Source organism: Dietzia sp. oral taxon 368 (genome assembly GCF_002999155.1).
Classification (GTDB): Bacteria; Actinomycetota; Actinomycetes; order Mycobacteriales; family Mycobacteriaceae; genus Dietzia; species Dietzia cinnamea.
Genome location: NZ_CP027238.1, coordinates 1,683,968 through 1,706,720, shown reverse-complemented (window position 1 = coordinate 1,706,720; position 22,753 = coordinate 1,683,968). Strand labels below are relative to the sequence as shown.

At 71.1% G+C, this 22,753-nt stretch carries 31 protein-coding genes and 3 tRNA genes; 7 read left to right on the top strand and 27 right to left on the bottom strand.

Annotated features, from left to right (window positions below):
- Positions 1-10: 10 nt before the first annotated feature.
- Together C3V38_RS07980 and C3V38_RS07975 are read left to right on the top strand one after the other, a co-directional pair.
- Positions 11-844, top strand: coding sequence for a tyrosine-type recombinase/integrase (locus tag C3V38_RS07980; RefSeq protein ID WP_106385490.1), 834 nt, complete (start codon positions 11-13; stop codon positions 842-844).
- Entirely contained in the window at positions 841-1,206 is a 366-nt protein-coding gene (locus tag C3V38_RS07975) for a hypothetical protein (protein WP_106385489.1), read from the top strand. Before C3V38_RS07980 ends, C3V38_RS07975 begins: the two co-directional genes overlap by 4 nt.
- On the opposite strand, the gene C3V38_RS07970 is transcribed toward C3V38_RS07975, so the two are convergent.
- The 24 genes from C3V38_RS07970 to C3V38_RS07870 form a co-directional block, all read right to left on the bottom strand.
- Positions 1,196-2,209 carry a DUF4185 domain-containing protein gene (locus C3V38_RS07970; RefSeq protein WP_106385488.1) on the bottom strand — a complete coding sequence of 338 codons (1,014 nt, stop codon included), beginning with the start codon at positions 2,207-2,209 and terminating at the stop codon, positions 1,196-1,198. The genes C3V38_RS07975 and C3V38_RS07970 overlap by 11 nt on opposite strands.
- Before the next feature lie 21 nt (positions 2,210-2,230).
- The gene (locus C3V38_RS07965; RefSeq protein WP_106385487.1) at positions 2,231-2,818 is read right to left on the bottom strand and encodes a hypothetical protein; all 588 of its coding nucleotides are present in this window, start codon (positions 2,816-2,818) and stop codon (positions 2,231-2,233) included.
- 14 nt (positions 2,819-2,832) lie between these two features.
- Entirely contained in the window at positions 2,833-4,260 is a 1,428-nt protein-coding gene (locus C3V38_RS07960; RefSeq protein WP_106385486.1) for a hypothetical protein, read from the bottom strand.
- Entirely contained in the window at positions 4,253-6,346 is a 2,094-nt protein-coding gene (locus C3V38_RS18230; RefSeq protein WP_106385485.1) for a phage tail tape measure protein, read from the bottom strand. The genes C3V38_RS07960 and C3V38_RS18230 overlap by 8 nt, the downstream gene beginning before the upstream one ends.
- A complete protein-coding gene (locus C3V38_RS18190) occupies positions 6,339-6,461 on the bottom strand; it encodes a hypothetical protein (protein ID WP_256386836.1) in 123 nt (40 codons plus the stop codon). Before C3V38_RS18190 ends, C3V38_RS18230 begins: the two co-directional genes overlap by 8 nt.
- A 35-nt stretch (positions 6,462-6,496) precedes the next feature.
- Positions 6,497-6,805, bottom strand: a complete 309-nt coding sequence (locus tag C3V38_RS07950) for a hypothetical protein (RefSeq protein ID WP_106385484.1) — start codon at positions 6,803-6,805, stop codon at positions 6,497-6,499.
- Between the two features lie 19 nt (positions 6,806-6,824).
- On the bottom strand, positions 6,825-7,217 hold the full coding sequence (locus tag C3V38_RS07945; protein WP_106385483.1) for a hypothetical protein: 393 nt from the start codon (positions 7,215-7,217) through the stop codon (positions 6,825-6,827).
- Between the two features lies 1 nt (position 7,218).
- Entirely contained in the window at positions 7,219-7,650 is a 432-nt protein-coding gene (locus C3V38_RS07940; RefSeq protein WP_106385482.1) for a hypothetical protein, read from the bottom strand.
- 5 nt (positions 7,651-7,655) lie between these two features.
- The gene (locus C3V38_RS07935; RefSeq protein WP_106385481.1) at positions 7,656-8,003 is read right to left on the bottom strand and encodes a hypothetical protein; all 348 of its coding nucleotides are present in this window, start codon (positions 8,001-8,003) and stop codon (positions 7,656-7,658) included.
- Complete coding sequence (locus C3V38_RS07930; RefSeq protein ID WP_106385480.1) at positions 8,003-8,365, bottom strand: hypothetical protein; 363 nt, start codon at positions 8,363-8,365, stop codon at positions 8,003-8,005. The genes C3V38_RS07935 and C3V38_RS07930 overlap by 1 nt, the downstream gene beginning before the upstream one ends.
- A 2-nt stretch (positions 8,366-8,367) precedes the next feature.
- Positions 8,368-10,176 (bottom strand): hypothetical protein, encoded by a 1,809-nt coding sequence (locus C3V38_RS07925; RefSeq protein ID WP_129591177.1) that lies wholly within the window; start codon positions 10,174-10,176, stop codon positions 8,368-8,370.
- On the bottom strand, positions 10,107-10,412 hold the full coding sequence (locus C3V38_RS07920) for a hypothetical protein (RefSeq protein WP_129591176.1): 306 nt from the start codon (positions 10,410-10,412) through the stop codon (positions 10,107-10,109). The genes C3V38_RS07925 and C3V38_RS07920 overlap by 70 nt, the downstream gene beginning before the upstream one ends.
- Positions 10,409-10,549 (bottom strand): hypothetical protein, encoded by a 141-nt coding sequence (locus C3V38_RS17595; RefSeq protein WP_165001086.1) that lies wholly within the window; start codon positions 10,547-10,549, stop codon positions 10,409-10,411. Before C3V38_RS17595 ends, C3V38_RS07920 begins: the two co-directional genes overlap by 4 nt.
- The gene (locus tag C3V38_RS07915; protein ID WP_106385477.1) at positions 10,546-11,289 is read right to left on the bottom strand and encodes an N-acetylmuramoyl-L-alanine amidase; all 744 of its coding nucleotides are present in this window, start codon (positions 11,287-11,289) and stop codon (positions 10,546-10,548) included. Before C3V38_RS07915 ends, C3V38_RS17595 begins: the two co-directional genes overlap by 4 nt.
- Positions 11,286-12,443, bottom strand: coding sequence for a phage portal protein (locus C3V38_RS07910; protein ID WP_165001085.1), 1,158 nt, complete (start codon positions 12,441-12,443; stop codon positions 11,286-11,288). The genes C3V38_RS07915 and C3V38_RS07910 overlap by 4 nt, the downstream gene beginning before the upstream one ends.
- Before the next feature lie 222 nt (positions 12,444-12,665).
- Positions 12,666-14,081, bottom strand: coding sequence for a hypothetical protein (locus C3V38_RS07905; RefSeq protein WP_106385475.1), 1,416 nt, complete (start codon positions 14,079-14,081; stop codon positions 12,666-12,668).
- Positions 14,038-14,430 carry a hypothetical protein gene (locus tag C3V38_RS07900; RefSeq protein WP_174705766.1) on the bottom strand — a complete coding sequence of 131 codons (393 nt, stop codon included), beginning with the start codon at positions 14,428-14,430 and terminating at the stop codon, positions 14,038-14,040. The genes C3V38_RS07905 and C3V38_RS07900 overlap by 44 nt, the downstream gene beginning before the upstream one ends.
- A 204-nt stretch (positions 14,431-14,634) precedes the next feature.
- Positions 14,635-14,910 (bottom strand): HNH endonuclease, encoded by a 276-nt coding sequence (locus C3V38_RS07895; protein ID WP_106385474.1) that lies wholly within the window; start codon positions 14,908-14,910, stop codon positions 14,635-14,637.
- Complete coding sequence (locus C3V38_RS07890) at positions 14,903-15,190, bottom strand: WhiB family transcriptional regulator (RefSeq protein WP_165001084.1); 288 nt, start codon at positions 15,188-15,190, stop codon at positions 14,903-14,905. The genes C3V38_RS07895 and C3V38_RS07890 overlap by 8 nt, the downstream gene beginning before the upstream one ends.
- Positions 15,187-15,426 (bottom strand): hypothetical protein, encoded by a 240-nt coding sequence (locus tag C3V38_RS17590; RefSeq protein ID WP_165001083.1) that lies wholly within the window; start codon positions 15,424-15,426, stop codon positions 15,187-15,189. The genes C3V38_RS07890 and C3V38_RS17590 overlap by 4 nt, the downstream gene beginning before the upstream one ends.
- A gap of 543 nt (positions 15,427-15,969) precedes the next feature.
- Positions 15,970-16,170: a hypothetical protein gene (locus tag C3V38_RS07885; protein WP_106385472.1), complete on the bottom strand. Its 201-nt coding sequence runs from the start codon at positions 16,168-16,170 to the stop codon at positions 15,970-15,972.
- Complete coding sequence (locus C3V38_RS07880) at positions 16,167-16,355, bottom strand: hypothetical protein (protein WP_106385471.1); 189 nt, start codon at positions 16,353-16,355, stop codon at positions 16,167-16,169. Before C3V38_RS07880 ends, C3V38_RS07885 begins: the two co-directional genes overlap by 4 nt.
- Positions 16,352-16,531: a hypothetical protein gene (locus C3V38_RS07875; RefSeq protein WP_106385470.1), complete on the bottom strand. Its 180-nt coding sequence runs from the start codon at positions 16,529-16,531 to the stop codon at positions 16,352-16,354. The genes C3V38_RS07880 and C3V38_RS07875 overlap by 4 nt, the downstream gene beginning before the upstream one ends.
- The gene (locus tag C3V38_RS07870) at positions 16,528-16,716 is read right to left on the bottom strand and encodes an AlpA family transcriptional regulator (RefSeq protein WP_106385469.1); all 189 of its coding nucleotides are present in this window, start codon (positions 16,714-16,716) and stop codon (positions 16,528-16,530) included. The genes C3V38_RS07875 and C3V38_RS07870 overlap by 4 nt, the downstream gene beginning before the upstream one ends.
- 93 nt (positions 16,717-16,809) lie before the next feature.
- On the opposite strand from C3V38_RS07870, the gene C3V38_RS07865 reads away from it, so the two are divergent.
- A complete protein-coding gene (locus tag C3V38_RS07865; RefSeq protein WP_106385468.1) occupies positions 16,810-17,109 on the top strand; it encodes a helix-turn-helix transcriptional regulator in 300 nt (99 codons plus the stop codon).
- Here the strand turns inward: C3V38_RS07865 and C3V38_RS07860 are convergent.
- A tRNA-Arg gene (locus C3V38_RS07860) sits at positions 17,075-17,147 on the bottom strand. The two genes, C3V38_RS07865 and C3V38_RS07860, sit on opposite strands and share 35 nt — an antisense overlap.
- 52 nt (positions 17,148-17,199) lie before the next feature.
- A tRNA-Ser gene (locus tag C3V38_RS07855) sits at positions 17,200-17,291 on the bottom strand.
- Between the two features lie 104 nt (positions 17,292-17,395).
- Between C3V38_RS07855 and C3V38_RS07850 the strand changes: the two genes are divergently transcribed.
- From C3V38_RS07850 to C3V38_RS07840, 3 genes are all read left to right on the top strand, one after another.
- Positions 17,396-18,460: a histidinol-phosphate transaminase gene (locus tag C3V38_RS07850; RefSeq protein ID WP_007633350.1), complete on the top strand. Its 1,065-nt coding sequence runs from the start codon at positions 17,396-17,398 to the stop codon at positions 18,458-18,460.
- Positions 18,461-18,578: 118 nt separating this feature from the next.
- Positions 18,579-20,324, top strand: a complete 1,746-nt coding sequence (locus C3V38_RS07845) for a bifunctional UDP-sugar hydrolase/5'-nucleotidase (RefSeq protein WP_232303201.1) — start codon at positions 18,579-18,581, stop codon at positions 20,322-20,324.
- Between the two features lie 221 nt (positions 20,325-20,545).
- Entirely contained in the window at positions 20,546-21,472 is a 927-nt protein-coding gene (locus tag C3V38_RS07840) for a S9 family peptidase (RefSeq protein ID WP_083961735.1), read from the top strand.
- A 27-nt stretch (positions 21,473-21,499) separates the two neighbouring features.
- Here the strand turns inward: C3V38_RS07840 and C3V38_RS07835 are convergent.
- Positions 21,500-21,585 (bottom strand) — tRNA-Ser (locus tag C3V38_RS07835).
- A gap of 116 nt (positions 21,586-21,701) precedes the next feature.
- Between C3V38_RS07835 and C3V38_RS07830 the strand changes: the two genes are divergently transcribed.
- On the top strand, positions 21,702-22,748 hold the full coding sequence (locus C3V38_RS07830) for an NAD(P)H-quinone oxidoreductase (RefSeq protein WP_061917616.1): 1,047 nt from the start codon (positions 21,702-21,704) through the stop codon (positions 22,746-22,748).
- Positions 22,749-22,753: the final 5 nt, after the last annotated feature.

Genomic DNA, 22,753 nt, shown 5'->3' with positions numbered 1-22,753 from the left:
TCCACAAGCCATGAGCACACGTCCAGTCCCGGCCGCGTGGGTGGCAGCCGTTGATGATTTCCTCACCGCACTACGCGCCGGCGGGACGCCGGCCACGACAGCGGCCACGCGGCGCGCGCACTTGCACCGGGTGGCGCGCGGGCTCGGCGGGTCGCCGTGGCAGGTCGACGGGGATCGTCTGGTGGCGTGGTGCGGCCGGCAGGATTGGGCAACCGAGACCAGGCGCGGGGTGCGCGGGTCGTTGCTCGCGTTCTACCGGTGGGCGGTGGCGGCCGGGCGCACCGAGACGAACCCGGCCGAGGCGCTACCGACTGTGCGGCCGGCCCCGCCGTGCCCCCGGCCCGCCGGTGAATCCGAGTACGCGCGGGCGTTGCTCGCGGCACGCAAGCCGGCGCACCGGCTCATGCTGCGGCTCGCGGCCGAGGCGGGCCTGCGACGGGCCGAGGTCGCCGCCGTGCACTCGCGCGATCTGGTCGAGGACCTTGAGGGCTGGTCGTTGTGGGTCCACGGCAAGGGCGGCCGGGACCGGTTGGTGCCGTTGTCTGCCTCGCTCGCGGCCGAGCTGCGCGGCCACGTCGAGCGCGGGTTCCTGTTCCCCGGTGCGGCCGGCGGGCACCTGTCGCCGAGGTGGGTCGGGAAGATCGTCGCCGACCTGTTGCCCGGCGAGACCACCATGCACCAGCTGCGGCACCGGTTCGCCACGCGGGCGTACGGCGTGGACCGGGACACGTTCACCGTGCAGCAGCTACTCGGGCACGCCTCGCCCGCCACGACGCGGCGGTATGTCGTGGTGCCCGATGATCGGCTGCGGGCCACGGTGAACGCGATAGGGTCGGCGGCATGAGTCGCGTCCTCGTCGCCGTCGTCCTGGTCGTCGGTCTCGCCGGGTGCGCGGGCGAGGATCGCCCCGCGTGCGGCGAGGTCCCCGCCGAGGTGGTGGCGAGTATCGCCGGCGGGGACAGTCCCTCGATCGAGACGACCGGGCGGGCGGCGACGACCCCGACTGACGAGGGGCACCTCGTGGCCGTCGAGTTCGTCGCCGGCGGGGAGCCCGCCACCGGAGTGTGGTGGACGAACTCCCTCGCCGGCGACGGGATGGTCTCAGCGGTCGACCACCTCGCTCAGTCGTTCACCGACTGGCCTGCCGGGCCACTGTCACCGGGCGATCGCCGGGTCAGTGAGGTGGCCGAGTGCGTCACCGGTTGACCCGACCGGAGTAGCCGAGGCACCGGTACGGCCACCCCTCGGGGCCGGCGGCCGAGGCGTGGGTGTTCCACTGGGACACCACGACCTTGAACCCGCCGTCGACGCCGAGGCGCGATCCCGGCACCACGTACCCGCCATAGGGTTGTGCGCAGATGTTGAGCAGTCCATCGGCCTCCCACGGCCCGTTCTGCGCGTGGACCACGCGGGGCATGTATCGGAAGTCGGAGGTCGGCCCGCCGCGGAGCACGTGGGTGACGATCTGCCCGGCGGCGGCGTCGAACCCGGTCAGGCACCAGGTGCCGTCCACGATGCGCAGGTTCAGCTCGCCCCACTTACCGCCGACGATCTCGCCGGGCACGTCGCCGACCTGGCCCCACTGCCACCGGCCGTTCTTGAACGTCCACGGTTGCCACTCGCCGAGTTGCCACATGCGGTCCCAGCGGGAGCGCCACAGGATGATGCCCTTGTCCCGCTGGAACCCGGTCGACATGACGTAGACGTAGCCGTCCGCCGGGTTGTACTCCATCGTCCAGAGCTGACGTTTACCGCCGTCCCAGCCGGCGTCCATCGTGAACCCGGCGTGTCCCCAGGTGGTGCCGTTGTCGGTGGAGCGCCACAGCTCGGTCCACACGACGTTGCCGAGCCCCTTGTTGACCATGACGTGCAGGACCAGGGCCCCGTCCGGCAGCCGCACCACGTCGGAGGGCAGCACGGTCGAGAACGTCGGGTTGTCGTGCGGGTAGTCCCAGAACTGCCGGGCCCACCTCGGATCGGTGCCGGCGGCCTGGTCGAACACGGGCAGGCCGTCGCCGCCGATCGTGCCTCGCAGTCCGACCGGGGAGCGCCACGCGCCGACGCCGACCCGATCGCCGTCGAACGTGTCGCCGAACACGGCCAGGACCCGGCCGTTGCCGAGGTCCCGGAGGATGCCGAGGTCAGTCGCCCCGCATCCCCAGGCGCCGGTTTCTGCCGGGCCGGTCAGAGTTCTCGTGCGGATTGCCATGGTGGTTCCTTTCGGGTGGGGTTACTGGTAGGCGATGAGGGTTGCCGAGAGGCGAGGCCAGGACTCGCCGCCGAACCACGTGTTGCCGATCGTCTTGTTCGTGCCCGACCCCTGGTAGACGGCGAACCGGAGCACGTCGCCGGCGTTGAGGGCGACCTCGGTCGTGATGTTGATGGGGCCGGCGTTGTTCGATCCGGGGCCGGTCGTGGCGGCGAGGTTGGTCCGTGTGCTGATGCGGGTGCGGGAGAGCACGCCGGCGGTGTTGAACGGGGTCGGCTCGTTGTAGACCGCGTTGCCGGTGACGCGGTAGATGCCCTTGACCGGCACGGTGAGCGCGCCGGTGGTGCCGGACCAGGTTTTGCCGGAGGGGGCGAGCGAGTACAGCGTCGTCGTCAGCTGTAGGTCGGTGTCGACGGCGCTCGGGATCGTCTGGTTCGTGGTGCGGGTGAGCGTCGCGGTCACCGGCGGCGGGACCGGGCCGGTGGCCGGCAGCTCGCGCATGGCCTTCTCGAGCGCCTCGGCGAGCGAGCGCATGGTCGCCGCGCCGTCGCGGATCGGGTCCGAGGCGTCGGGGTAGGGCAGCCCGTAGAGCGGTGTGTAGCTGGTCATCGGTCGGGGTCCTCTCAGGCGGTGCGGATAGCGGGGTCGCGGATGAACCACGTGTCGCCCCACGTGACGGGATCGGCGAACCGGCGGGCCGGGGCGGGTGCGTCCCACGTCAGTGAGCCGTCGACCACCGCCCACGTCAGGCCGGTCCCGATGGTGGTGCGGTGGCCGCGGAGTAGTCGGGTGGTGACGGTCCACTCGCCGGCGGCGTAGGTGATCGTGCCGCCGCACGGGGTGACGATCGGGGGCACGCCGCCGAGGTCGGCGATCCACGGCGAGCCGGACAGGAACGCATACCCGCGCCGCTCGGCCGGGGTGAGGAACCACACGGCGTGCTTGGCGTCGGTGAACCCGCCGAACGGTTTCGTCCGGTAGGTGATCGCCGGGTGATGCGGTCCCGATTCCTGGTAGAACGCCTTGTCGGCGGTGCGTTGCAGCACCGGGTCGACGGTGATCCCGTCGTCAAACCACGAGTCGTACTTGAGGGTGCGGAACGGGGCGACGGCGAACAGCTTGGTCTGGTAGGTCAGGATCGTGCGGTTCGCGTCGTGGCGGTTCTGCCACTTGCATTCCACGCGGGTGACGTAGGACAGCTGATCGGTGGACAGGTGGGCGTCGCTTTCGACGGTGCACCCGTCGACGGCGGTGCCCACGTGCACGGCCCGGTCGATCGGGTCCTCGGCACCGGTCCAGTCGGCGAGGTCCGGCATCCGGGGGATGACCGTGCCGTCGCCGGTGTCTACCAGGTGCGGGGAGTCGGGGAACCGGTGCTCGGGGATTCGGATGACGACGTTGCGGTTCGGGTGGTAGGTCCACTGGTGGCCGAAGCTGGTGTAGAGCTGTTGCGCTACGTCCAGGCCGGTGAGGTCGCGCACCTCTAGGGCCGAGACGGTGCCGTTTACGTGGTCGGCGTCGAAGTAGAACTGTCGGATTCCGACACCGGCCGCGCGGTCGCGGAGCCGTATCGCCCGGTCGATCATGCGCTCGGGCGGCCAGTTCTCGAACGTGAACGGCACGTTGCCCAGCGCCGAGGTCCGGTCGCCGGCGGTGACGGTGACGACCCACCCCGTGCGCTTGCCGGCGGTGGTGTTCACCCGCCGGCGTTCGGCCTCTACTTTCGTGGTGAATCCTTGGAAGATGACGTACGTCCCGGTCGGGGCCTCGGCGATGCCGTGCCCGTCCGGGAGCCGGATCGACACGTGCACGCCGAGCCCGATCGCGTTGTTCGTGCCGATCTTGAGGGCCCAGTCGGTCGTTGGGTCGAAGAACGTGAACCGGATGGTGGCCGGTTCGGGTTGGTCCCAGTGATCCTCGCGGCCCCACGTGATCGACATGCGATCGATGAGGGTTGCCTCGTCGTGTGCGAGGACGGGCAGCCCGTCGACGGTGCGCGGTGCGCAGAGGGCGGTCTGACCGAACAGGATGTCGGGGTGAGGTCTAAACACGGCCGCCCACCGTCCGGGTCAGCGAGCCGGCCATGCGGGACCCGCGCGAGCGGTCGGTGTCGGACAGCACCCGGCGCACCTGGTCGGCGACGGCCTGCGGATCGAGGGCCCCGTCGATGGTGATGTAGGTGCGGGCGTCGACCCTCGTAGCCGTGCCGGCCGACCCGGACAGCGCGCCGAGCCAGCCCTCGGCGGCGGCGGCGAACACGGTGTCGGGCGGCAGGAAGTAGGTGCCGGCGTTCGCGGCGGCGAACACGGTGTCGGGCGGCAGGAACCGGACGCCGGCGGCGGCGACGCCGGTCACCTCGGGCGGGACCGCGCCGAACCGGGCGGACAGTCCCCCGTCGAAGAATCGCACCCGGCCCACCGCCGAGGCGGCCGAGCGTGCCCACGCGATGACCGACTGTAGAGCGCCGATGACCCGGTAGGCAGCGCCGGCCAGCCCGTTGATGACGCCGGCCGCGGCGGACATGGCCCCGGAGATTGCCGCGCCGGCGAGCCGGCCGACGTTGCCGAGTTGCCCGGTGGGGCCGAGGGCGCGCTGTACCGCGCCGATCACCCCGCCGATGAGGGCGGTGACCAGGCCGAGCCCGCCGGCGATCGAGGCGGTGACACCGAGGAACACGGCGGCCCACAGCTGCGAGGCGATCGCGGCGTTGTTGAGCATGGCGACCACCGGGGCACCGGCGATCGAGACCAGGCCGAGAGCGACGGCGACCCCGTAGGCGGCGTTGGTGGCGGTGGCCCCGGCGCTGGCCCAGGCGGCGGCCCATTCGGCGAGCGTGCCGACCTGACCGGACAGGGTGGTGCCGAGGGTGGTGGCGTTCCACACGGCCCAGCCGAGGGCGTTCGCCGCACCGCTGAACACGCCGGACCAGGACTCGCGGATGGTGTCGGCGGTGGCGGTGGCGGTGGTGGACAGCTCGCCGAGGTCGCCGGCCATTTCGTCGCTGCGCTCGGCCCAGGCGGCGGCCGAGGCGACGGCGGCGGCGATGAGCGCGGCCGAGATGACCAGGGCCTCGATACCGGCGGCGACGGCGAACGCTCCGACGGCGGTGGTCGAGGCGGTCCCGGCGGTGGCCCAGGCGGTGCTCGTGGCGGTGGCGGCGGTGGCGTGGGCGGTGGCGACGCCGGCGGCCTGCCCGGCCATGGCGGCGGTCTGCCCCAGGCCGAACAGGGCCTTGAGGGTCTTGACCCCGGCAGAGATGGTCTTGTAGGTCTTGATCGCGGCCGAAATGCCCTTGATTGCCACGACGGCGGTGCCCAGGGCGACCGCCCATTTCTTGACCGCTTCCTTGTTGTCGGCGAGCCACCGGGCGGCCTTGGATAGCCACTCGGCGAAGTCGGTCAGCAGCGGCAGCAGCGCCTCGCCGAGTTCGGCTTTCGCGTTCTCCCACTCGGCGGTGAGGCGTTGCTGTTGACCGGCGGCGGTGTCGGCCTCGCGGGCGAACTGCCCGTGGGCGTCGGCGGATTGCTCGGCGATCATGGCCGAGATTTCTTGCGCCTCGGCGGCCTTGAGGGCGGCCCCTTCGAGCTTGTCGAGCCCCTTGGCGGCGAGCCGGGCGTTGATGTCGCTCTTGCGGATCGAGATGCCGTACCGCTCGATCGGGTCGAACTCGCCTCGGAACGCGGCCGAGAGGGCGTCGACGGCATCGGCGGTGGTGCCGCCGAACGTGGCGGCCAGGTCCGAGGCGCGGACGATCAGGTCGTTGGTCTTGTCGGCGAGCTGATCCATGGGCACGCCGAGGTTCTTGAACTGGGACCCGACGCGGGCGGCGAAGTTAGAGTACGCCGACTGGGACAACCCGACCGCTTGCGCGGCGTTCTCGGCGAACCGGGTCACCTGACGGGCGTTGCCCTTGAACACGGACTCGACCGCACCGGCGGCTTGCTGCGCGTCCGAGGCGGCGCGCACGGCCTGCACGCCGAGGGCGATCATGCCGGCACCGACGACGGTCGCGGCCCGGTTCGCGCCGGCGAGCCCTCGCTCGAACGCCGAGACCTTGCTCGCGGCCTGGTCGAACCCTTGGTTGGCCTTGCGGGCGTCCGAGATGATGTCGACCTTGAGGATCGCGGTCTTAGCCACTTCTGGCCTCCTTCATTGCCTCGGCGCGTTCATCGATCAGGTCCTGCATCGTGGCGACCATGCGCCAGTCGTAGAACTCGGCAGCAGTAGCGCCGGCCAGCTCGTGAGGCGGCATCCCCCACGCCAGCGCCAGGCCGGCGAGAACGCGCTCTACGGTGCCGGCGTCGTAGGGTCCACGGCGGCCCCCGGCTCGGCGTCGGCGTCGGTGTAGTCCATCGACACCACGCGCTGCATCTGCGCGGCCATGTCCTCGCCGGTGTCGAGATGGCCGGTGCGCCTTAGCGCGCGGATCGCCCCGTACAGGGCGAACGCCATAGGGTCGTCCTGGATCGAGTCGACGCCGAGGGCCGGGCCGGCCCACTTGAGGTAACCGAACTGGTCGAACGGGCGCGGGGCGACGGTGTGTTCGCTGGCCGTGCCGGCCGCGTCCTCGATGGTGAGGTTGATGTAGTTGCTCATGGCGGGGTGGTGCCTTTCGTCATGCGCCTTCGACTCGGGAGATGGTGCGGTCGAGGGCGTCGAGGTAGATCTGTTGCCACGCCGGTTCGGTCGAGGTCGCGGCGTCGGACAGGAACGGTTGCGCGGAGATGTTGCGGGCCGGCCAGCCCCAATGGATCGGGCCGGCGTACGGGACGCGGGCGAACCCGGCGCGGACAACGGCCTTGGTCTTGGTCCCGGAGGGGCGCACGGTGTCGGCCAGGCGGCCGGACACCTTGGGGGCGCGGGCCCGGCCGGCGGCGGCGACCATGCGGGCGGTCGCCGAGTGCGCGGCGGTCAGGTCGCCGAGGTCGGCCCCGGCTTGCCGGAGCGTGCGCCGGAGCCGGGCCCCTCCCTCGACCTTGATCTGCGAGCCGCCGGCCGGGGTGGTCACGTCAGCCCGCCGACGCGGTGGACCAGGTGGGCGTAGGGGTGCCGACGATCGCCCACTCGATGTCGTGGGTGTTGCGCTTCTTGACCTCGCCGCCGATCGGCATGGGGCGGACGGTGACCTTGCCGGCGACCTTGGCGGCGTTCGCGGTGTTCGGGACGAACTCAAAGTCGACGGTCTTGCCGGCGTTGGTCCACGTGTAGGCGGTGAGCCCGCCGGTCTTGAGGTCGTCCTGTAGGAACGTCGCCTTGAGGGTGAACGCGGTGGTCTCTTCCCCGGCCACGGTATCGCCGCAGAGGACGTGGATCGGGTCCTCGGCGTTGGTGTCCGAGTCGACCAACATGCTCGTGACCTGGCACGAGGCGTCGATCTGACCGGAGCCGGTGGGGCCGAACTTGAGGGTGCCGGGTCCGGTGGTGATGAAGGTTGCGGGCATGGTGTCTACTCCTCGCAGAACTCGATGTCGGTGGTGAGCCGGTAGGCCGGGAGCGGCCCACCGGACGAGAGGGTGACCGATTGGTCGAGGGCGATCGGCTCATCGGCGTCGACCACGGTCAACGCGCGGGTGAGCATGTCGGACAGGGCGGCGTGGGCGGCGGCCACGCCGGCGTCTCGGGCGATGAGGAACACGTCGACCCGGACGGTGCCGCCGGTGAGAATGTTCGGGTCGAGGGTGCGCAGGGACAGCCACGCGCACGGCGGCCGGAGGTTGCGCGGGTCGGCGTCGGCCGGGACGCCGGCCTCGGTGAGCAGGCGGCCGAGCTGGTCGAGCACGTCGAGGTGGCCCATTAGCCCACCGCCGGGCGGGTGTAGGTGCCGAGGCCGAGCAGCATCGCCACGTCGGGGTCGTTGCGCTGGACGTACAGCGGCCCCAGCTCGCCGGCGGCCTCGACGCCGGCCGGGGAGTTGCGGCGGCGGATGAGGCGGGCGGCGAGCATGTTCAGCCCGCGCACCACGTGCGCCGGCCACCCGGTCTCGGGCCGGGGTCCGCGCCACGTCACGATGAGCGAGTTGACGGCCGCCACGGTGTCGGCCAGGACCTCGGCGTCCTCGTCCATCGGGCCGAGCCACGCTTGCACGGCCTCGACCGTGGCCTCACCCGGCGGGGGCACGTCGGCATCCCCGCCGGGCGAGACGATCGGGCTGGTCATGGTCAGCCGCCCACCGGTGCGGAGCCGAACGCGACCTTGACCAGTCCCTTGTTCGAGGTCAGCAGCTCGGCGTGGTAGCCGAACACGGCCCCGTCTCGGCCGCCGTGGCTGACGTGTTCGGCCAGGACTCGGATGGGCACCGAGCCGAGTTCGCTGTACTGCACGGCCTGTTTCGTGCCGACCAGGACGGTTCCGGGGTCCACGAACTCGGACGAGACCCACCGGGTCGGGGCGATGCCGAGCACGTCGAGGAACTCGGGGCTGTCGAGCTTGGAGAAGTCGAGCAGGGTGAGCATGTCCTCGGGGTTGACCAGGACGAACGACGCCGAGGTGCGGGCGTCGATCTTCACCCGGCGGGCACCGATCGCGGCGGCGCGGAGCATGTCGGGCGCGGGGGTGCCGGTCGAGCCGGCCCCGGTGACGGCGCGGGCGTTGGTCGAGATGAAGTCGGCGACGATCTCGTCAGTGACGCGGGCGTAGGACTCGGCGAGCTTGCGGAACCACGACTCGATGATTTCGGTCTGCCCGAAGTCCCAGTGAATCCGGTCGATGTCGTTACCGAACGCGAGGCGCTTGGCCTCGGTGCTGATCTTCTCGAACCCGACCGGGCCGGTGGGAATCTCGGTCTTGTTGCCGGCGTAGGGCTGGATCGTCGGCTCGGTGGTCCACCGCCACCCCGTGACGGTGGGGCTGGTCAGCTGCGTGTTCGTCACCAGCGGGACGACGTTGCGCTCGTACTCGCCGCCGGACCACAGCTCGCCGAGCCACTTGGCGTTCTGCGTGTCCATGGTGGCGGTCTGGGTGATGTCGGCCAGCGCGGCGAACACGGCGTTGGATCGGTCGCCGAGGCGGGCCGAGATAAGCGTGTCCATCACCGCCGAGAACGACAGTTCGGTCGGCCGCTGCGCGATGTGGGTCAGTCCGCGGGGCGCGCGGGCCGGCCGGCGCGACGCCGAGACCGCGGCAGCCGCCGGGGAACCGGAAACGTTACCGGCGTTACCGGCGTTACCGCCGTTACCGGCATCGCCGGCAGGATCGCCGTCGCCGTCGCCGTCGCCGTCGCCGGCGGGGTCACCCTCGCCGGGCACGTCGACCGCTTCGAGGGCGTCGGCCTCGGCCTGGGAGTACGCCTCGGCGACGCGGGCGCGGGCGTCGGCGTCGGTGAGGCCGGCCTCGCGGAGCATCTGGAACAGGGCCTTGGGGTCCATGGTGGGTGCCTTTCGTGCGGGGGTGGGTGGTGCGGCAGGGGCGCGGCGGTGCGCGGTCACGGTGACCACGCGGGCGTCGTCGAACGCGGGCACGTCGACCAGGGCCACGGCGTCGAGCCGAGCCCTGGTGATCGTGTCGGCCGAGAACATGACCTCGGACAGCTCGACCGATACGGCGTCGCGGGTGTGGTCGGCGGCGTCGGCCAGGGCCTGCGTCGCCTCGGGTGAGGTGCCGAGCTGGAACGTGCACGCCAGCCCGGCGGCGGTGTGTTCGGCGTGGACGAGGTGACCGACCGAGGTCGCGCCGGCCGGGTCGTTGCGGTGGCGGTTGAGCAGCTTGACCCGCTTGAGGTCGTCGGGCACGACCACCGATCCGGGGGTGACGCGGTATGCGCCTTGGGTGAGCCGGCCCGGCACCCCGTAGGGCAGGACCAGGGCGGTGATCTGCCGGGCGGCGGCCGAGGCGGCGACGCCGGACGCCGAGGGCGAGGTAACAACGGTCGCGGTGTCCTCGTCGGCGGCGTCGGCGAGGACTACCCCCGGCGGTGTTTCGCGCCGGCGCTCGGGTCGGCCGAGAACGACGGCAGCCACTCGGCGAGCCACGCCTCGAACCTCGGCGTGGACGTGATCCGGGTGATCGCCCCGGTGATGGCCAGCGACGTGGCGACCCACGGGATCGTGGTCGACAGGCCGGTCTCGCGGACGATCATCGGCCACAGCGGGATGAGCCCCCACACGGCGGCCGAGACGGTGCGCAGGGTGGCCCGCCATGGGCGCTGTACCTGCGTGGGTTGCTCTTCCGGCGGCGGGGTGGCCGGTACTTGGAGCGGGGAAGTCATGCACTCGGGGTCCCTTTCGTGGTGAGGCCGGCGGCCCGGACGACGCGGGCGAGCCACACGGCGACGGCGACGGCGACGGACAGCGCGCCGACCACGAACCCGGCGGCCAGCAGCAGCACCACAGCGGCGGTGCTCACTTGCGGGTCCTCGGGTCGTAGAACCCCGGCAGGCCGAGGTGTTTGCCGATGACGGCCAGTGCGTCGACGGGGGTTCGGTTGCCGAGCTGCGGCCAGCCGGGGAACTCGCCCGGTGTGGGCGAGCCGGTGAGCTGACCGGTCACGTCGGCGAGCTGGTGGGACTGTTCGGCGTTCATCGTGTCCTCTTTCGAGGTCGGTGCCGGCGGGGCCGGCGGCTTGGGTCCGGTGGTCAGTTCGTCGTAGAACTGGACGGCCTCGTCCATCCACCGTTGGTGGTACGGGCCGCCGGGGGCGAGCGCGTACGGGCATGAGGTCGAGGTGAACTCGCGGTGGTCGCGGATGTTGGTGCCGTAGTGGGGGCGTCCGAGGTCGTACGCCTTGCACAGGGCGGCGGCGAGGCGGGCGCCCTCGCGGATCGTCGCGTCACTGATCGGCCAGCCGGGCGGGCCGCCGGAGTTGGCGTGCTCGATCCCGATCGACTGCGCGTTCATGGACGCCGAGGCGGCGTGCCACGCGGTATCCCAATCGTTGACGAGTTGGCCGATCCTGCCGTTGACCTCGACCTGATAGTGGGCGGACGCCTGCCGCGACTGCCAGATGTTCCACACGTCGCCGGTGGTGAGGTTCACGCCGGCGTTGTGGTGCCTGACGATGCACCGGATCGAGGACGGCCGGCCCGGCGTGTAGTGCTTGTTCATGAGCCTGTACAGGTCGGGCTCTAGGGTGTGCCAGTCCTTCATGTGGTGGTGCCTCCGTCGATCTTGACCCGGACGGTTTGCTCGGGTGGGGTGCGGTTCTCGGGGCGGTCGGCCTCGGGCACGGGGCGGTGGTCGTCGGGGCTGGACACCGTGGGCGTGCCACCGGGCGGGCTGGCATAGTCGCCGAGGTCGAACTCGACCCGGACGCCGGCGGGCACTACGTCGTCCATGCCGAGGCGGCCACAGATTGCGGCCATGAACGGGGCGAGGCCGTAGTGCACGAACTCGGCGTTGCGCGACTCGACGGTCTGGTAGGTCAGCGAGGACTGGGGGCCGGTGGCGTCGACCATGGCGGCGGGGATGCCCACGGCGCGGGCCACGTCGACCGAGGCGGCGTTGCGGCCTTCCACGAGTAGGTGCTCGTCGGCCGCGCCGTGTTCCTTGGCCTCGATCGCGGAGTTGGTGAACGCCACGCCGCCGTTCTTGCCCCGGCGGGCGTCGGCCCACCGCTGAATGAGCCGGTCGATCTCTTCCTCGCTCATCGGGGCCGGCGTCGTCTGGTGCAGTTCGAGCGTGGGCGAGGGCGTTTCGGCGGCGGTGATCGCGGCCTTGATGAGCCGTTCGGCGTGCCGGATCGTGTCCGCGCCGTAGGCGAGTAGTCCCTCGTCCAGGCCGGGGATGAGCACGACCTCGGCCGGGTCGACGGTCTTACCGTGAATGAGGATCGTCCCCTCGTCGCCGAATGACCAGGATTGGAACGGGATTCGCTCGGCGGCCGAGACCTTGCCCGTGTCGGCGTACCGCTTGACGGCCCACAGCGACCAGCCGTGGAACATGAGGTCGTCCACTGTCCACAGGACGCGGTGGTACGCCGAGAGGGTGCCGTCCGAGCGGGTCAGGAACGGCGGTTGCTCTTCGAGCGGCTTACCGTCCTTGCCGATCGCCACGAGGGGGAACCTCGGGATCGTCGTGCAGATGAGCCGGCGGGCGCGGGCCACCGTGGGGACTCGCATCGCGGCGTCGCGGGTCATCGTCTGGTGTGCCAGGTCGAACACGTCCCCCACCACAATCGGGTGCAGGTGGTTCGGGTACGGGGCCCACGGTGAGGCCAGGTGCACCGGGGGCAGCGTCGCCGACGACGCGGCCAGCAGCTCGGGCAGCCGGGCGGCGGTTCGGATCGTGTCGAGGAATCCCACGCCGGTCACTATCCGTAGACCTCGCACGCCCGCCGAGGACGCGGCGCTCGGCCTCGGCGGCAGCGTGGCGGGCGTTGGTGGCGGCGTGCACGTCGCCATGGGTGCGTGACAGGTGCTCGGCGGCCACCCGCCACGCGCCGGCGCGGGTGCCGGTCAGGTGCCGCCACGACGGGCACTCGGAGCAGGTGACCAGGCGCGACCAGGCGGTGACTTCGACGGCGATCATGCGAACCTCACTTCAGGGGCTACGGGGTCGGCCGGTCGATGCGCCAGCGCGTAGCAGGCGTTCGAGGCGGCTTCGAGGACAGCGATCGGGCCGGGCGAGCCCCGGCGGGAGAACGCGAGCGAGTCGCCGAGGCGGCGCATGGTCACGATGTCCACGGCGGCGAGGAAGTCGGCCGAGCGCACGAACCGGACCAGCGGGGCCGGCGTGCCGTCGTCCGGGTCGAGGTGCTGGAACCGGTCGAGCAGGTCGGTGTCGGCGGTCGAGCGGTCGCGGGCGGCGAACGCCAGCGGCTCGATGCCGGCGCGGCGGGTCGCGTCGTGCAGGGTCGAGGACGGCCCGGTCGGGTCGATGACGAGGCCGACCGTGGACCAGCGGCCGACCAGCTCGACCAGTCGACCGGGGGCCCAGGCGGTGCCGGGGCGGCGCTCGATGACCTCGATGACCGGGAGCCCGTCCACCTCGGCGGCGGCGACGATCGCGGTCTCGGTGCGGTCGAGGTCCACGGCCGCACCGAACGCGATCGGGGCTCGGGACCGGTCGAACTCGGCGGTCACGGCGGCGGCATCGAGTGCCGCGGTGGTGATAAGGCGCTCGGCCGCGCCGGTCTGCCGGTTGCCGTAGGCGCGGGCGAACTGTGCCGGGGTCAGCCGGGTCTGTGCCCGTTTGAGGGCGGCGAGGTCGATGGTGTGCCCGAACGCGGGGTGGGCGGCGGCCACGAGGTCGAGGTCCATCGGGTCGGCGTCGTCGGGGATACCGAAGTCGATCAGGGCGATCCCCGGTTCGCCGGCCCGGCCACGCGAGACGAGGTTGTGGAACCACGACGAGTCGGCGGTGCCCATGGTGGACACGATGATGGTCTGCGCACCGGGCCGGGTCGCCTGCGTCGGCTCGATCGCCTGCATGAGGTAGTCGCCTTCGTACTCGGTGAACGACCACGCCTCGTCCACGTCCACGCAATCGGACTGTTCGCCGTGCAGCGCGTCCTCGGTCGGCGGGAACGGGCGGAACGCCGAGCGGTTGCGGAACAGGATCGCCTCGGACCCGTTGGTGCGCTTGACCTCGACCAGGGGGGCGAGCGGTGAGGCGCGCACCGCGTCGGCGACCTCGATCCACTTCTTACGGGCGTCCTGCCCGGTCTGCGCGGTTCGCCACACCTTGCGGCGGGGCCCGGTCAGGCACCGGTGAATGTTGTTCGCGCCGAGCAGCGTCGTTTTGCCGGCCTGGCGCTGCACGGTGATGACGACCAGCGAGAACGTGTGTCGGCCGGCGGCGTCCACCTCGCCGATGAGGTCGGCGGCGGCGTTCTGCCACGGCATGAACGGCGTTCCCAGCAGCTCGGCGGTCTTGCTGATCGCCGGCCCGTACGTCCTAGTGCCCGGCGTCCTCGGGGTGAGGTACCGAGGGGTCGGCATCGGCGGGGCCGGTGGTTTCGTTGAGGGCATTGAGGGCGGCTTTCAGCTCGTCATCGATCTGGGAGTCACGGACGGTGGGCGAGAGCTTGAGCGATTCCAGGACCTCGCGGGTGGGGCCGAGCAGCTGCGCGACCGGGTACACCGACTTGCCGGGTGGCATGGCCTCGGCCCGGTCGAGGGCGGCAGCACCGGCCAGCGCCACCGACATGAGGGCGGCGTCCACGTCGCCGAGCAGGTTCGAGTCCTCGGCGGCGGTGAACGCGCGGCGGAACGCGGTCGCGTGCCGGCCGTCCGGGGTGACCGGCTCGGGGAACAGGGCCCCGTCGTCCTCGGGTGTCGTCTCGCTCATGGCCCCGTCCTCTCGTGGTCGGTGTCGGGCTCGATCGGGTCGCGTTTCGCGGGTTTGAGGGGGGTGGGGGGTGGGGGGATGCCCCGTACCCCCCTTGTTTGGTCGTGGGGGGGAGAAAAGGGGGCGCGGGGCTTCCGAGGCCGGTCTCGTCTCAAAAGACTTTCCGGCCGAGGGGCGACGAGAGCGCGAGCGGTCATCGACTCGTCACCACTTGCGACCGTTGACGTTCGCCGATCCCTCGACACCGAACCCTGTTCGCGCACGCCACGCCTCGACCGACTCGGCCTGGCGCGAGTAGTTGCACGAGGCATGGGCGGGGCGGAGGTTGGCCAGGGTGTCGCTACCACCTTTCGAGCGGGGCACCAGGTGGTCCGCCGTGGTGGCCCCGGTGGTCCCGCACAGGTGGCAACGATCGCCGTACGTGAGCAACGTCAGCGCGACCAGCATCTGCGAGTGCCGGCCACCCCACGCCTTACCCATGGTCCACCCCGGCAGGCGCGGGCTCGGCCCCCTCGGCCACGGCGGCGAGGGCGGCGCGGGTGGAGCGCGACTGATGCGTGGACGCGGGAGCGAGCCACAGGCCGGCGCGGATGACCGACACGTCGCCGCGGTCGAGGGCGTCGCGGGCACACTCGCGGACCACAGGGCATTCCAGGCAGTACCAGCGGGCCACCTTGCGGCGCTCGGCCACCGACATGTCCGGCAGGTCGTACGGCGGCCACTCACGGCCCAGACAGCCCGCACGGTCGCGCCAGCTCATAGCGCACCGCCGGCGGGGTGGTTGATGCGGCTCTTGATCGCGTCCAGGTCCTCGCCGATGAGGTTGGTCAGGTCGTGCAGCTGGAGCGCGCGGGTCTTGGTCATCGGGTCGAGGTGATCCCATAGCGCCTCGGAGCCGGACAGCGACTCGGTGAAGTCGGTCAGCGTGGCGCGGAGCGTGTGCAGCCGGAGCAGCGACACGGCCAGCTCGTCGGCGTGCGCGGGGCGGGCGGTCATCGGTGCGTCTCCAATGCGGCAGGCCGGCGAGAGCAGAGGGCGCGGAGCTTGTCCGGGTCCTCGACGGCGAGGAAGTGGTACGCCTTCCACGTGAGGAAGTTCGGCTTAGGTCCGAACTCGGCGGTGAGGGCCCGCGTCCTCTCGGTCGTCCCGACCGGGCTCGCGGTCTTACGTTGTGTTCGAGTGCGGCGCTTACTCATCGAGGTTTCCTATCGCTCGGCGGTGGGTAGCGGGGTGGTGGGTCGCTGTAGGTGCACTTCTCCCGGAGCAGCCCTAGGTCACCCGGCTTTCGCCGATAAATTCCTCCCACGCTCGCCGCTACCAGCACCTCTAGCCCTCCCGGTTTGGGAGAGCAGTCGGTATTCCATCGGTCCCCCTGCGCTGGCCTGCGGCGGTGGAGCGATGCGGACGGGCGAGGCGTCCAGGACCCGCTACGGGGTCAATGTGGGCATTCGATACTCGCCTGCGGTCGGTTAACGTCGGACTCGCAACATAGCGACGGTGCGTGCAGCGTGACCGGGTGCCACGTGCTCGCGGGCGTGGTCAGGCTGGGGCATCACCCCGGCCCTCGATGTCGAACAGGCCGGCCTCGTGCCCGGCGGTCACCTCGTGTACGCACTCGGCGCACACGGGGTCACCAGCGGGCACGTGGCCGGCCTGGAACTTGCGGTCACACACGCGACACCGGACGTTCGAGGCCGGGAACGACCTCGGGTGCCACGGACGCGAGTAGTCGAGGCTCATCGGTCGGTCACCCCGAACTGCTCGCGGATCGAGGCGGCGAGATTGTCGAGGACGACGAGTGATTCGTGAACGGCGGTAGCGCCCGCGCTCGTGTCGATGTCCACGTGGAACTGGACCTCATCACCGGACTGTCGAACAGAAGCGGTGACGGAACCGGACGGCGAGACCATCTGATAGTCGGTCATCGGTTCACCTCGGCCCGGAGGGCGGACGTGTACGCGATCGCGGCGGACGAGAGCGCGAGTAGCGCCTCGGTCGGGTCGGCGTGCACGTCACCGTCAGCCTTGGCGGCCTCGGTCTCGGCATGGGCGAACCCGCGCGCGGCGACGCGGAGGGCGCGGAGGGCGTCGGCGGAACTCACCGCTTGACCCCAGCCCGCTCGGCGGCGAGCGCCTCGATCGAGGACCTCTGGAACACGAACGCCTCACGCGGACCAATGCGGCCCAGTGTCGGCAGAAGGCCGTCGTTGGCCTGGCGCGCGACGGTCTGCCGAGCGACGCCGAGGATGCGAGCTGCCTCACTCGCCCCTATCAGTTCGGTGGTCATGCTCTACATAGTGGGTCAGATGACACCTTTGTGTCAACGGAGAACGATATTGCCCCTTGCGTCAAATGACGCATAAGCCTTACCGTTTGGCTTATGACCAGGGCAGTTGACAGCGGGCGTGTCCCGACTTGGAACCTCGCGGATCGCGCTCGAAAGGCGCGCGAGGTGGCGGAGCTGAATCAATCGCAACTCGCCGAGACGATCGGGGTGGCGCGGAATACGATCGCGCGCGTCGAGCAGGGCGCGACCACCCCGCGGCGACCGGTGCTCATCGCATGGGCGCTCGCGTGCGGCGTCTCGCTGCATTGGATCGAAACGGGAGAAGCGCCCCCGTCCGATGACGGGGGCGCTTCTGGTGTGCGCCCGAAGGGACTCGAACCCCTAACCTCTTGATCCGTAGTCAAGTGCTCTATCCATTGAGCTACGGGCGCATATTCATATTCTTCTGTCGTGCCAGAAGTCCGGTCTCCCGGGCTTCCGGCATGGCGGAGGCGAGAGGATTTGAACCTCCGGTCCCCTTTTAGGAGGACAACTCATTAGCAGTGAGTCCCATTCGGCCGCTCTGGCACGCCTCCTGGAGGCTCTGCGAGCCAACGAGGATTTACAGTACACACACGTCCCGCCGGTTCGCAAAACGGCCGGACACCGGCCCGAGAACCGCTGGTCCTACTCTGTAGGCATGTCCCCTGACGTGCGCAGTGACCTCGACGCGATCCCCGCCTACGTGCCCGGTGCGTCCGTGCCCGGCGCCGTGAAGCTCGCGTCCAACGAGACCACCGCCGGCCCGCTGCCGAGCGTGGCCGCGGCGATCGCCGACGCTGCGGCGGCGGCCAACCGGTACCCGGACATCACCTCCCGCGCACTCGTCGAGCGCCTGGCGGACTTCCTGGACGTGGGCGCCGAGAACGTCACCGCCGGCTGCGGCTCGGTGGCCCTGTGCCAGCAGCTGGTCCAGGCGGTGTGCGCCCCGGGCGACGAGGTGATCTTCGGCTGGCGCTCCTTCGAGGCGTACCCGATCATCTCCCGCATCGCCCACGCCGTGCCCGTGTCGATCCCGAACCGCGCCGACGGGTCGCTGAACCTCGACGCGATCGCGGGGGCCGTCACCGACCGGACCCGCCTGATCTTCGTCTGCACCCCCAACAACCCCACGGGGCCGGCCGTTCCGCGCGCGGAACTGCGCGCGTTCCTGGACCGTGTCCCCGAGCGGGTCACGGTGGCGCTGGACGAGGCCTATGTGGAGTACGTGAGGGGCGACGACGACGACAAGGTGGACGGTGTCGCGGAGGTGATGGCCCGTCGCAATGTGGTCTCCTTGCGCACCTTCTCCAAGGCGTACGGGCTCGCCGGCCTGCGCGTCGGCTACCTCGTCGGGCCCGTCGACCTGGTGGTGCCGGTGGCGAAGATGGTCGTGCCGTTCTCCGTGAGTTCGCTGGCCCAGTCCGCGGCGATCGCCTGCCTGGAGGCCGGGGACGAACTGCGGGCGCGCACCGACGCGGTCGTCGCCGAGCGTTCGCGGGTGCGCGACGCGCTGCTCGACATGGGCCACGCGGTCCCGGACACCCAGGCCAACTTCGTCTGGCTCCCGCTCGCGGAGGCCGCGTCCGACTTCGACGCCCACTGCCGCGACCACCGCGTCGTCACTCGGTGCTTCGCCGGCGACGGGGTGCGGGTGACGATCGGCGACCCGGACGAGAACGACCGGTTCCTCGCGGCCGCCCGCAAATTTGTGACCAGAATGTGATGCTTCCGGCGGGGTCCCGTGACCTCGCGGCGGCACGATGGGTCGGGTTTGGACGCGACGCCCCGGTCGTCGCGCCCGTCCCGCGAGAGCCGTGGGTCACGATCCCCCAGGAGTCGGTGTGCAGCTGCGAGGTCCCCGCCGTGAGGCGAGTCCCGCAGCCCCGCCCACGCCCACATCCCGACGCCCCGCCCGCCGGGCACTGATCCCCCTCGCCCTCGCGCCCCTCGTGTCCGCGCTGGTCGCCGTGCCGGGTGCCGACGCCCGGACCAGCGAGACCGGGCGTCCGTGGAGCCCGGCCGCCGAGACCACGACCGTGCGGATCCTCGGGATCGGCGAGTTCTCCGGCGCGCTCTCCCGCCCCGTCGGCTTCCAGGGCGAACTGCGGGACGGCTCCGGTAACGTCCGACCGGCCGGCGGCGGTCCCCACCTCGCCGCCACGATCGGCAAGCTCCGCGCCCAGGCCGAGAACACGCTGTTGCTCGCCACTGGCGACTCGATCGGTGGGACCGCGACCGAGGCCGGGCTCCTGGGCGACCGTCCGACCGTCGAGTTCTTCAACCGGCTCGGCGTGGACGGGGCCGGCATCGGCCGGCGCGAGCTGGAGAAGGGCGCCGACCACGTCCGCTCACTGGTCAAGCCGGGTTGCCTCACGGAGGAGGACTGTCGGGTCGACCCGCCCCTGCCGCCCTTCCGCGGTGCGGCCTTCCCGTTCCTGGCCTCCAACGTGATCCCGTCGCACGACGCGGCCCCGACGTTCCCGTTCGCCATCCACCGCGTCGGCGACGTCCGGGTGGGGGTCGTGGCGGTCACCGCGCCGTCCGAGTCCGTCCCCGAGACCACGACCCGCCTGGCGGACCCGTTCCGGGCGATCGATGAGACCGTCGAGTCGCTGCGGTTCCTCGGCGTCGAGACGATCGTCGCCCTGGTCCAGTCCGATACGGCCCACGGCAACCTCGACCCCGGCTCGTGCCCCGAGGCCCTCACCGACCTCGAACTGGTCGAGGACCTCAACCCGACCGTCGACGCCCTCATCGTCGGCGCCTCCGGGGGCCCGGCCACGTGCCGCGTCTTCGACTCGGAGAACGACGAGCGGATCGTCGTGGCGCCGGCGTCCCACGGCCGGTCGGTCACGGTCGTCGACCTCGCCGTCGACACCGCCACCGGAGACGTGGTCCGCCCGCAGACCTCGGCGTTCAACCAGACGGTCAACCTGGATATCGAGCCCGACCCCGGGACCGAGGAACTCGTCCGCCAGGCACAGGCCGCCGCGGCGCCCGAGGCCCGCGAGGTCATCGGCACCGCCGACGAGACGATCAGCCGCGCCATGAACGCCGACGGGGAGTCCCCGCTGGCCGACCTCATCGCCGATGCGCAGCTCTCCGCCACCCGCGGCCGGGGCGCGCAGCTCGCCGTGTCCAACCCCGACTCGCTGCGCACCGATCTGCCCGCGGGCCCGCTCGACTACGCCACCCTGCACACCGTGCAGCCGTACGGCGACCGCCTGTACCTGGTCACCGTCACCGGCGGGGAACTCCGCGCCGCCTTCAACCACTTCGCCGACGACATCGGCCGCAACGGCCCCGCGGTGTCGGCCAACGTGCGCTACACCGTCGACGCCGGGCGGCCCGCGGGCGACCGGGTGACGGAGATAGAGGTCGACGACGAGCCGATCGATCCCCGGCGGGAGTACACCGTCGTGGTGAGCGAGTTCCTCTCCTCCCCGGAGTGGGGCGGCTCGGTGTTGGCCGAGCGCGGGGACCGCCGAGAGGCCGGCCTGACCGATCTCGACGCGGTGATCCGCTACGCGACCGATGCGGGCCCGTTGCGGGCGCCCGAGCCCGGCCGCGTCCGCGTGATCGACTGACAGCAGATCCGCGTACCCGGGCGCGGAGGAAGCCGGGGACACCCACTACGCCGAATCGCTCCACATATTTGTAAGATGGGTTTCACTCTCCGCACCGTCGGCCACACGTCCGCGCTTCGCTGACGTGCCCCCATGGAGAAAAAGGGATTACAGCCTTATTTACTCCTGAGGAAGTGGGCGCCATGTCAGGGCGAGATCCGAGCAGATACAGACGGCCGGCCGTGCTCGGCGCGGCCCTGACGGTCGGCTCGATGTTCCTCGCGGGATGCATGGCGACGAGCGCGGCCCCTGCGGTCGAACCGACGTACGCGGGTCCCGTCCGGCTGGACGAGGTGACGGTACAGCGCTTCGAGTATCCCACCCGCTATCCCGCCCCCGACCCGGAGCACAACTGGGCCGACCTCTACCTACCGGCAGGTGACCAGAAGGTCGACTCCATCCCTCTTGCCGTGCTCATCCACGGCGGGTCCTGGCACAAGGAGAGCGGGGCGGGCTCGTTCGATCACCTGGCCCGCGATCTCGCCAGCCGCGGGATGGCGGTCTACAACGTCGAGTACCGGCACATCGGGTCGGGCGGCGGCTGGCCCGTCACCTTCCGCGACGTGGCCGACGCGCTCGACCACGTCACCGAGGTCGACAGAAGGTTCCCGCAGATCACGACCGACGACGAGGTGGTGGTGGGCCACAGCAGCGGCGCACAACTCGCCGTCTGGGCGGCGACCCGACATCGGCTCGAGGACGGGGAGGTGGGCTCCAAGCCGAGCTTCCGCCCCACCCGCGCCATCTCGATCGCCGGGCCACTGGACATGACCTACGGGGCCACCCACGGGGATGACAGGATCGTCACCCTGCTCGGGGGCACACCCGACGAGGTGTCGAGCCGATACACATCGGTGGATCCCATCCAGAACATCGACACGGGCACCCCGGTGATCGCCCTGCACGGCAGGCAGGACGCGACCGTGGCGCCGGAGAACTCCCAGCGCTACGTCGACGAGGTCGATCGCCGGGGCGGCAGGGCCAAGGTCGTCATGTTCGAGGACGAGGACCACACCTCGATCGTGTCGGGCAAGTCCCGCTCCTACACGCGGATCCTCGAGATCATCCGCTACGTCTCGGCGTCCGATCTGCGCGAGACCACCGCCTGACCCGGCAATCGAGAACCGGGCCCCTTGCGGAAGTGGAGGGATTTGAACCCCCGGTGCTGTTCAGGCACGCTCGCTTTCAAGGCGAGTGCATTCGGCCGCTCTGCCACACTTCCCCGCCGCCGGCCACGACACGCGCGGCCACACCCGTTCCACGTGGAACCGGCTGTACGACGTCGCCCATGCTAGTTCACCTCACCCGCCCTCACCCAGCCCGGCTACGGTCGAGGGTATGAAGGCCATCGCGTACGACAACGGTCCCGACTCCCTGTATCTGACCGAGGTCGCCGATCCGGTCCCGGCCGCGGGTGAGGTGATCATCGACGTGGCGGCGTCGGCCGTCAACCGTGCCGACCTCCTGCAGACCAAGGGGCTTTACCCGCCGCCGCCCGGCGCCTCGGAGATCCCGGGCCTGGAGTGCTCCGGACGCATCTCGGCGGTCGGCGAGGGCGTGGAGGGCCCGGCGGTCGGCGACGAGGTGTGCGCCCTGCTGGCCGGCGGTGGGTACGCCGAGAGGGTCGCCGTCCCGGCGGGCCAGGTCATGCCCGTTCCGGAGGGTGTCTCGCTGCACGAGGCGGCGTCGCTTCCCGAGGTGGCGTGCACGGTGTGGTCCAACCTGGCGATGACGGGCGGGCTCGGTCGGGGCGTCCTCGCGGCGGACGCGCACTGGGGCGGGACCGAGCTGGGCGCACCGCGGGTGCTGATCCACGGCGGCGCGGGTGGCATCGGCTCCCACGCGATCCAGGTGTGCCGCGTGCTCGGCGCCCGGGTCGCCACCACGGCCGGCGGGCCGGAGAAGGTGGCGATGTGCCGCGAGTTGGGCGCCGAGCTGGTGATCGACTACCGGGACGAGGACTTCGTCGAACGGGTCGGGGAATGGACCGACGACGACGAGAGGGGCAGAGGCGTCGACCTGATCCTCGACGTGATGGGCGCGAAGTACCTCGAGCCGAACATCGCGTCCCTGGCGCCGGACGGTCGCGTGGTCGTCATCGGACTCCAGGGCGGGGTCAAGGGGGAGCTCAATCTGGGCATGTTGTTGCCCAGGAGGGCCGGCGTCCTCGCCACGAACCTCCGGGCGCGGCCGGTGGACGGCCCCGGCGGGAAGACCGGCATCTGCCAGGAGGTCGTGGATCACGTGTGGCCGATGATCGCCGCCGGCGATGTCACCACGAGGGTCTCGCGCGAGATCCCCCTGGAGCGGGCGGCCGAGGCGCTGGCCCTGCTGGAGTCCGGGGAATCGCACGGGAAGATCCTGCTGACCGTCGACGGGGTCTAGTCTCG

Excerpts from the sequence above, each read along its gene's own strand:
- C3V38_RS17590 (WP_165001083.1), bottom strand. The coding sequence starts at position 15,426 with ATGACCGCCCGCCCCGCGCACGCCGACGAGCTGGCCGTGTCGCTGCTC.
- C3V38_RS07865 (WP_106385468.1), top strand. The coding sequence starts at position 16,810 with ATGACCAGGGCAGTTGACAGCGGGCGTGTCCCGACTTGGAACCTCGCG.
- C3V38_RS07870 (WP_106385469.1), bottom strand. The coding sequence starts at position 16,716 with ATGACCACCGAACTGATAGGGGCGAGTGAGGCAGCTCGCATCCTCGGC.
- C3V38_RS07970 (WP_106385488.1), bottom strand. The coding sequence starts at position 2,209 with ATGGCAATCCGCACGAGAACTCTGACCGGCCCGGCAGAAACCGGCGCC.
- C3V38_RS07975 (WP_106385489.1), top strand. The coding sequence starts at position 841 with ATGAGTCGCGTCCTCGTCGCCGTCGTCCTGGTCGTCGGTCTCGCCGGG.
- C3V38_RS07895 (WP_106385474.1), bottom strand. The coding sequence starts at position 14,910 with ATGGGTAAGGCGTGGGGTGGCCGGCACTCGCAGATGCTGGTCGCGCTG.
- C3V38_RS07915 (WP_106385477.1), bottom strand. The coding sequence starts at position 11,289 with ATGAAGGACTGGCACACCCTAGAGCCCGACCTGTACAGGCTCATGAAC.
- C3V38_RS07930 (WP_106385480.1), bottom strand. The coding sequence starts at position 8,365 with ATGACCAGCCCGATCGTCTCGCCCGGCGGGGATGCCGACGTGCCCCCG.
- C3V38_RS07920 (WP_129591176.1), bottom strand. The coding sequence starts at position 10,412 with ATGACTTCCCCGCTCCAAGTACCGGCCACCCCGCCGCCGGAAGAGCAA.
- C3V38_RS07980 (WP_106385490.1), top strand. The coding sequence starts at position 11 with ATGAGCACACGTCCAGTCCCGGCCGCGTGGGTGGCAGCCGTTGATGAT.
- C3V38_RS07940 (WP_106385482.1), bottom strand. The coding sequence starts at position 7,650 with ATGCCCGCAACCTTCATCACCACCGGACCCGGCACCCTCAAGTTCGGC.
- C3V38_RS07900 (WP_174705766.1), bottom strand. The coding sequence starts at position 14,430 with ATGAGCGAGACGACACCCGAGGACGACGGGGCCCTGTTCCCCGAGCCG.
- C3V38_RS07950 (WP_106385484.1), bottom strand. The coding sequence starts at position 6,805 with ATGAGCAACTACATCAACCTCACCATCGAGGACGCGGCCGGCACGGCC.
- C3V38_RS07935 (WP_106385481.1), bottom strand. The coding sequence starts at position 8,003 with ATGGGCCACCTCGACGTGCTCGACCAGCTCGGCCGCCTGCTCACCGAG.
- C3V38_RS07905 (WP_106385475.1), bottom strand. The coding sequence starts at position 14,081 with ATGCCGACCCCTCGGTACCTCACCCCGAGGACGCCGGGCACTAGGACG.
- C3V38_RS07880 (WP_106385471.1), bottom strand. The coding sequence starts at position 16,355 with ATGACCGACTATCAGATGGTCTCGCCGTCCGGTTCCGTCACCGCTTCT.
- C3V38_RS07885 (WP_106385472.1), bottom strand. The coding sequence starts at position 16,170 with ATGAGCCTCGACTACTCGCGTCCGTGGCACCCGAGGTCGTTCCCGGCC.
- C3V38_RS07890 (WP_165001084.1), bottom strand. The coding sequence starts at position 15,190 with ATGAGCTGGCGCGACCGTGCGGGCTGTCTGGGCCGTGAGTGGCCGCCG.
- C3V38_RS07850 (WP_007633350.1), top strand. The coding sequence starts at position 17,396 with ATGTCCCCTGACGTGCGCAGTGACCTCGACGCGATCCCCGCCTACGTG.
- C3V38_RS07965 (WP_106385487.1), bottom strand. The coding sequence starts at position 2,818 with ATGACCAGCTACACACCGCTCTACGGGCTGCCCTACCCCGACGCCTCG.
- C3V38_RS07830 (WP_061917616.1), top strand. The coding sequence starts at position 21,702 with ATGAAGGCCATCGCGTACGACAACGGTCCCGACTCCCTGTATCTGACC.
- C3V38_RS18190 (WP_256386836.1), bottom strand. The coding sequence starts at position 6,461 with ATGCCGCCTCACGAGCTGGCCGGCGCTACTGCTGCCGAGTTCTACGAC.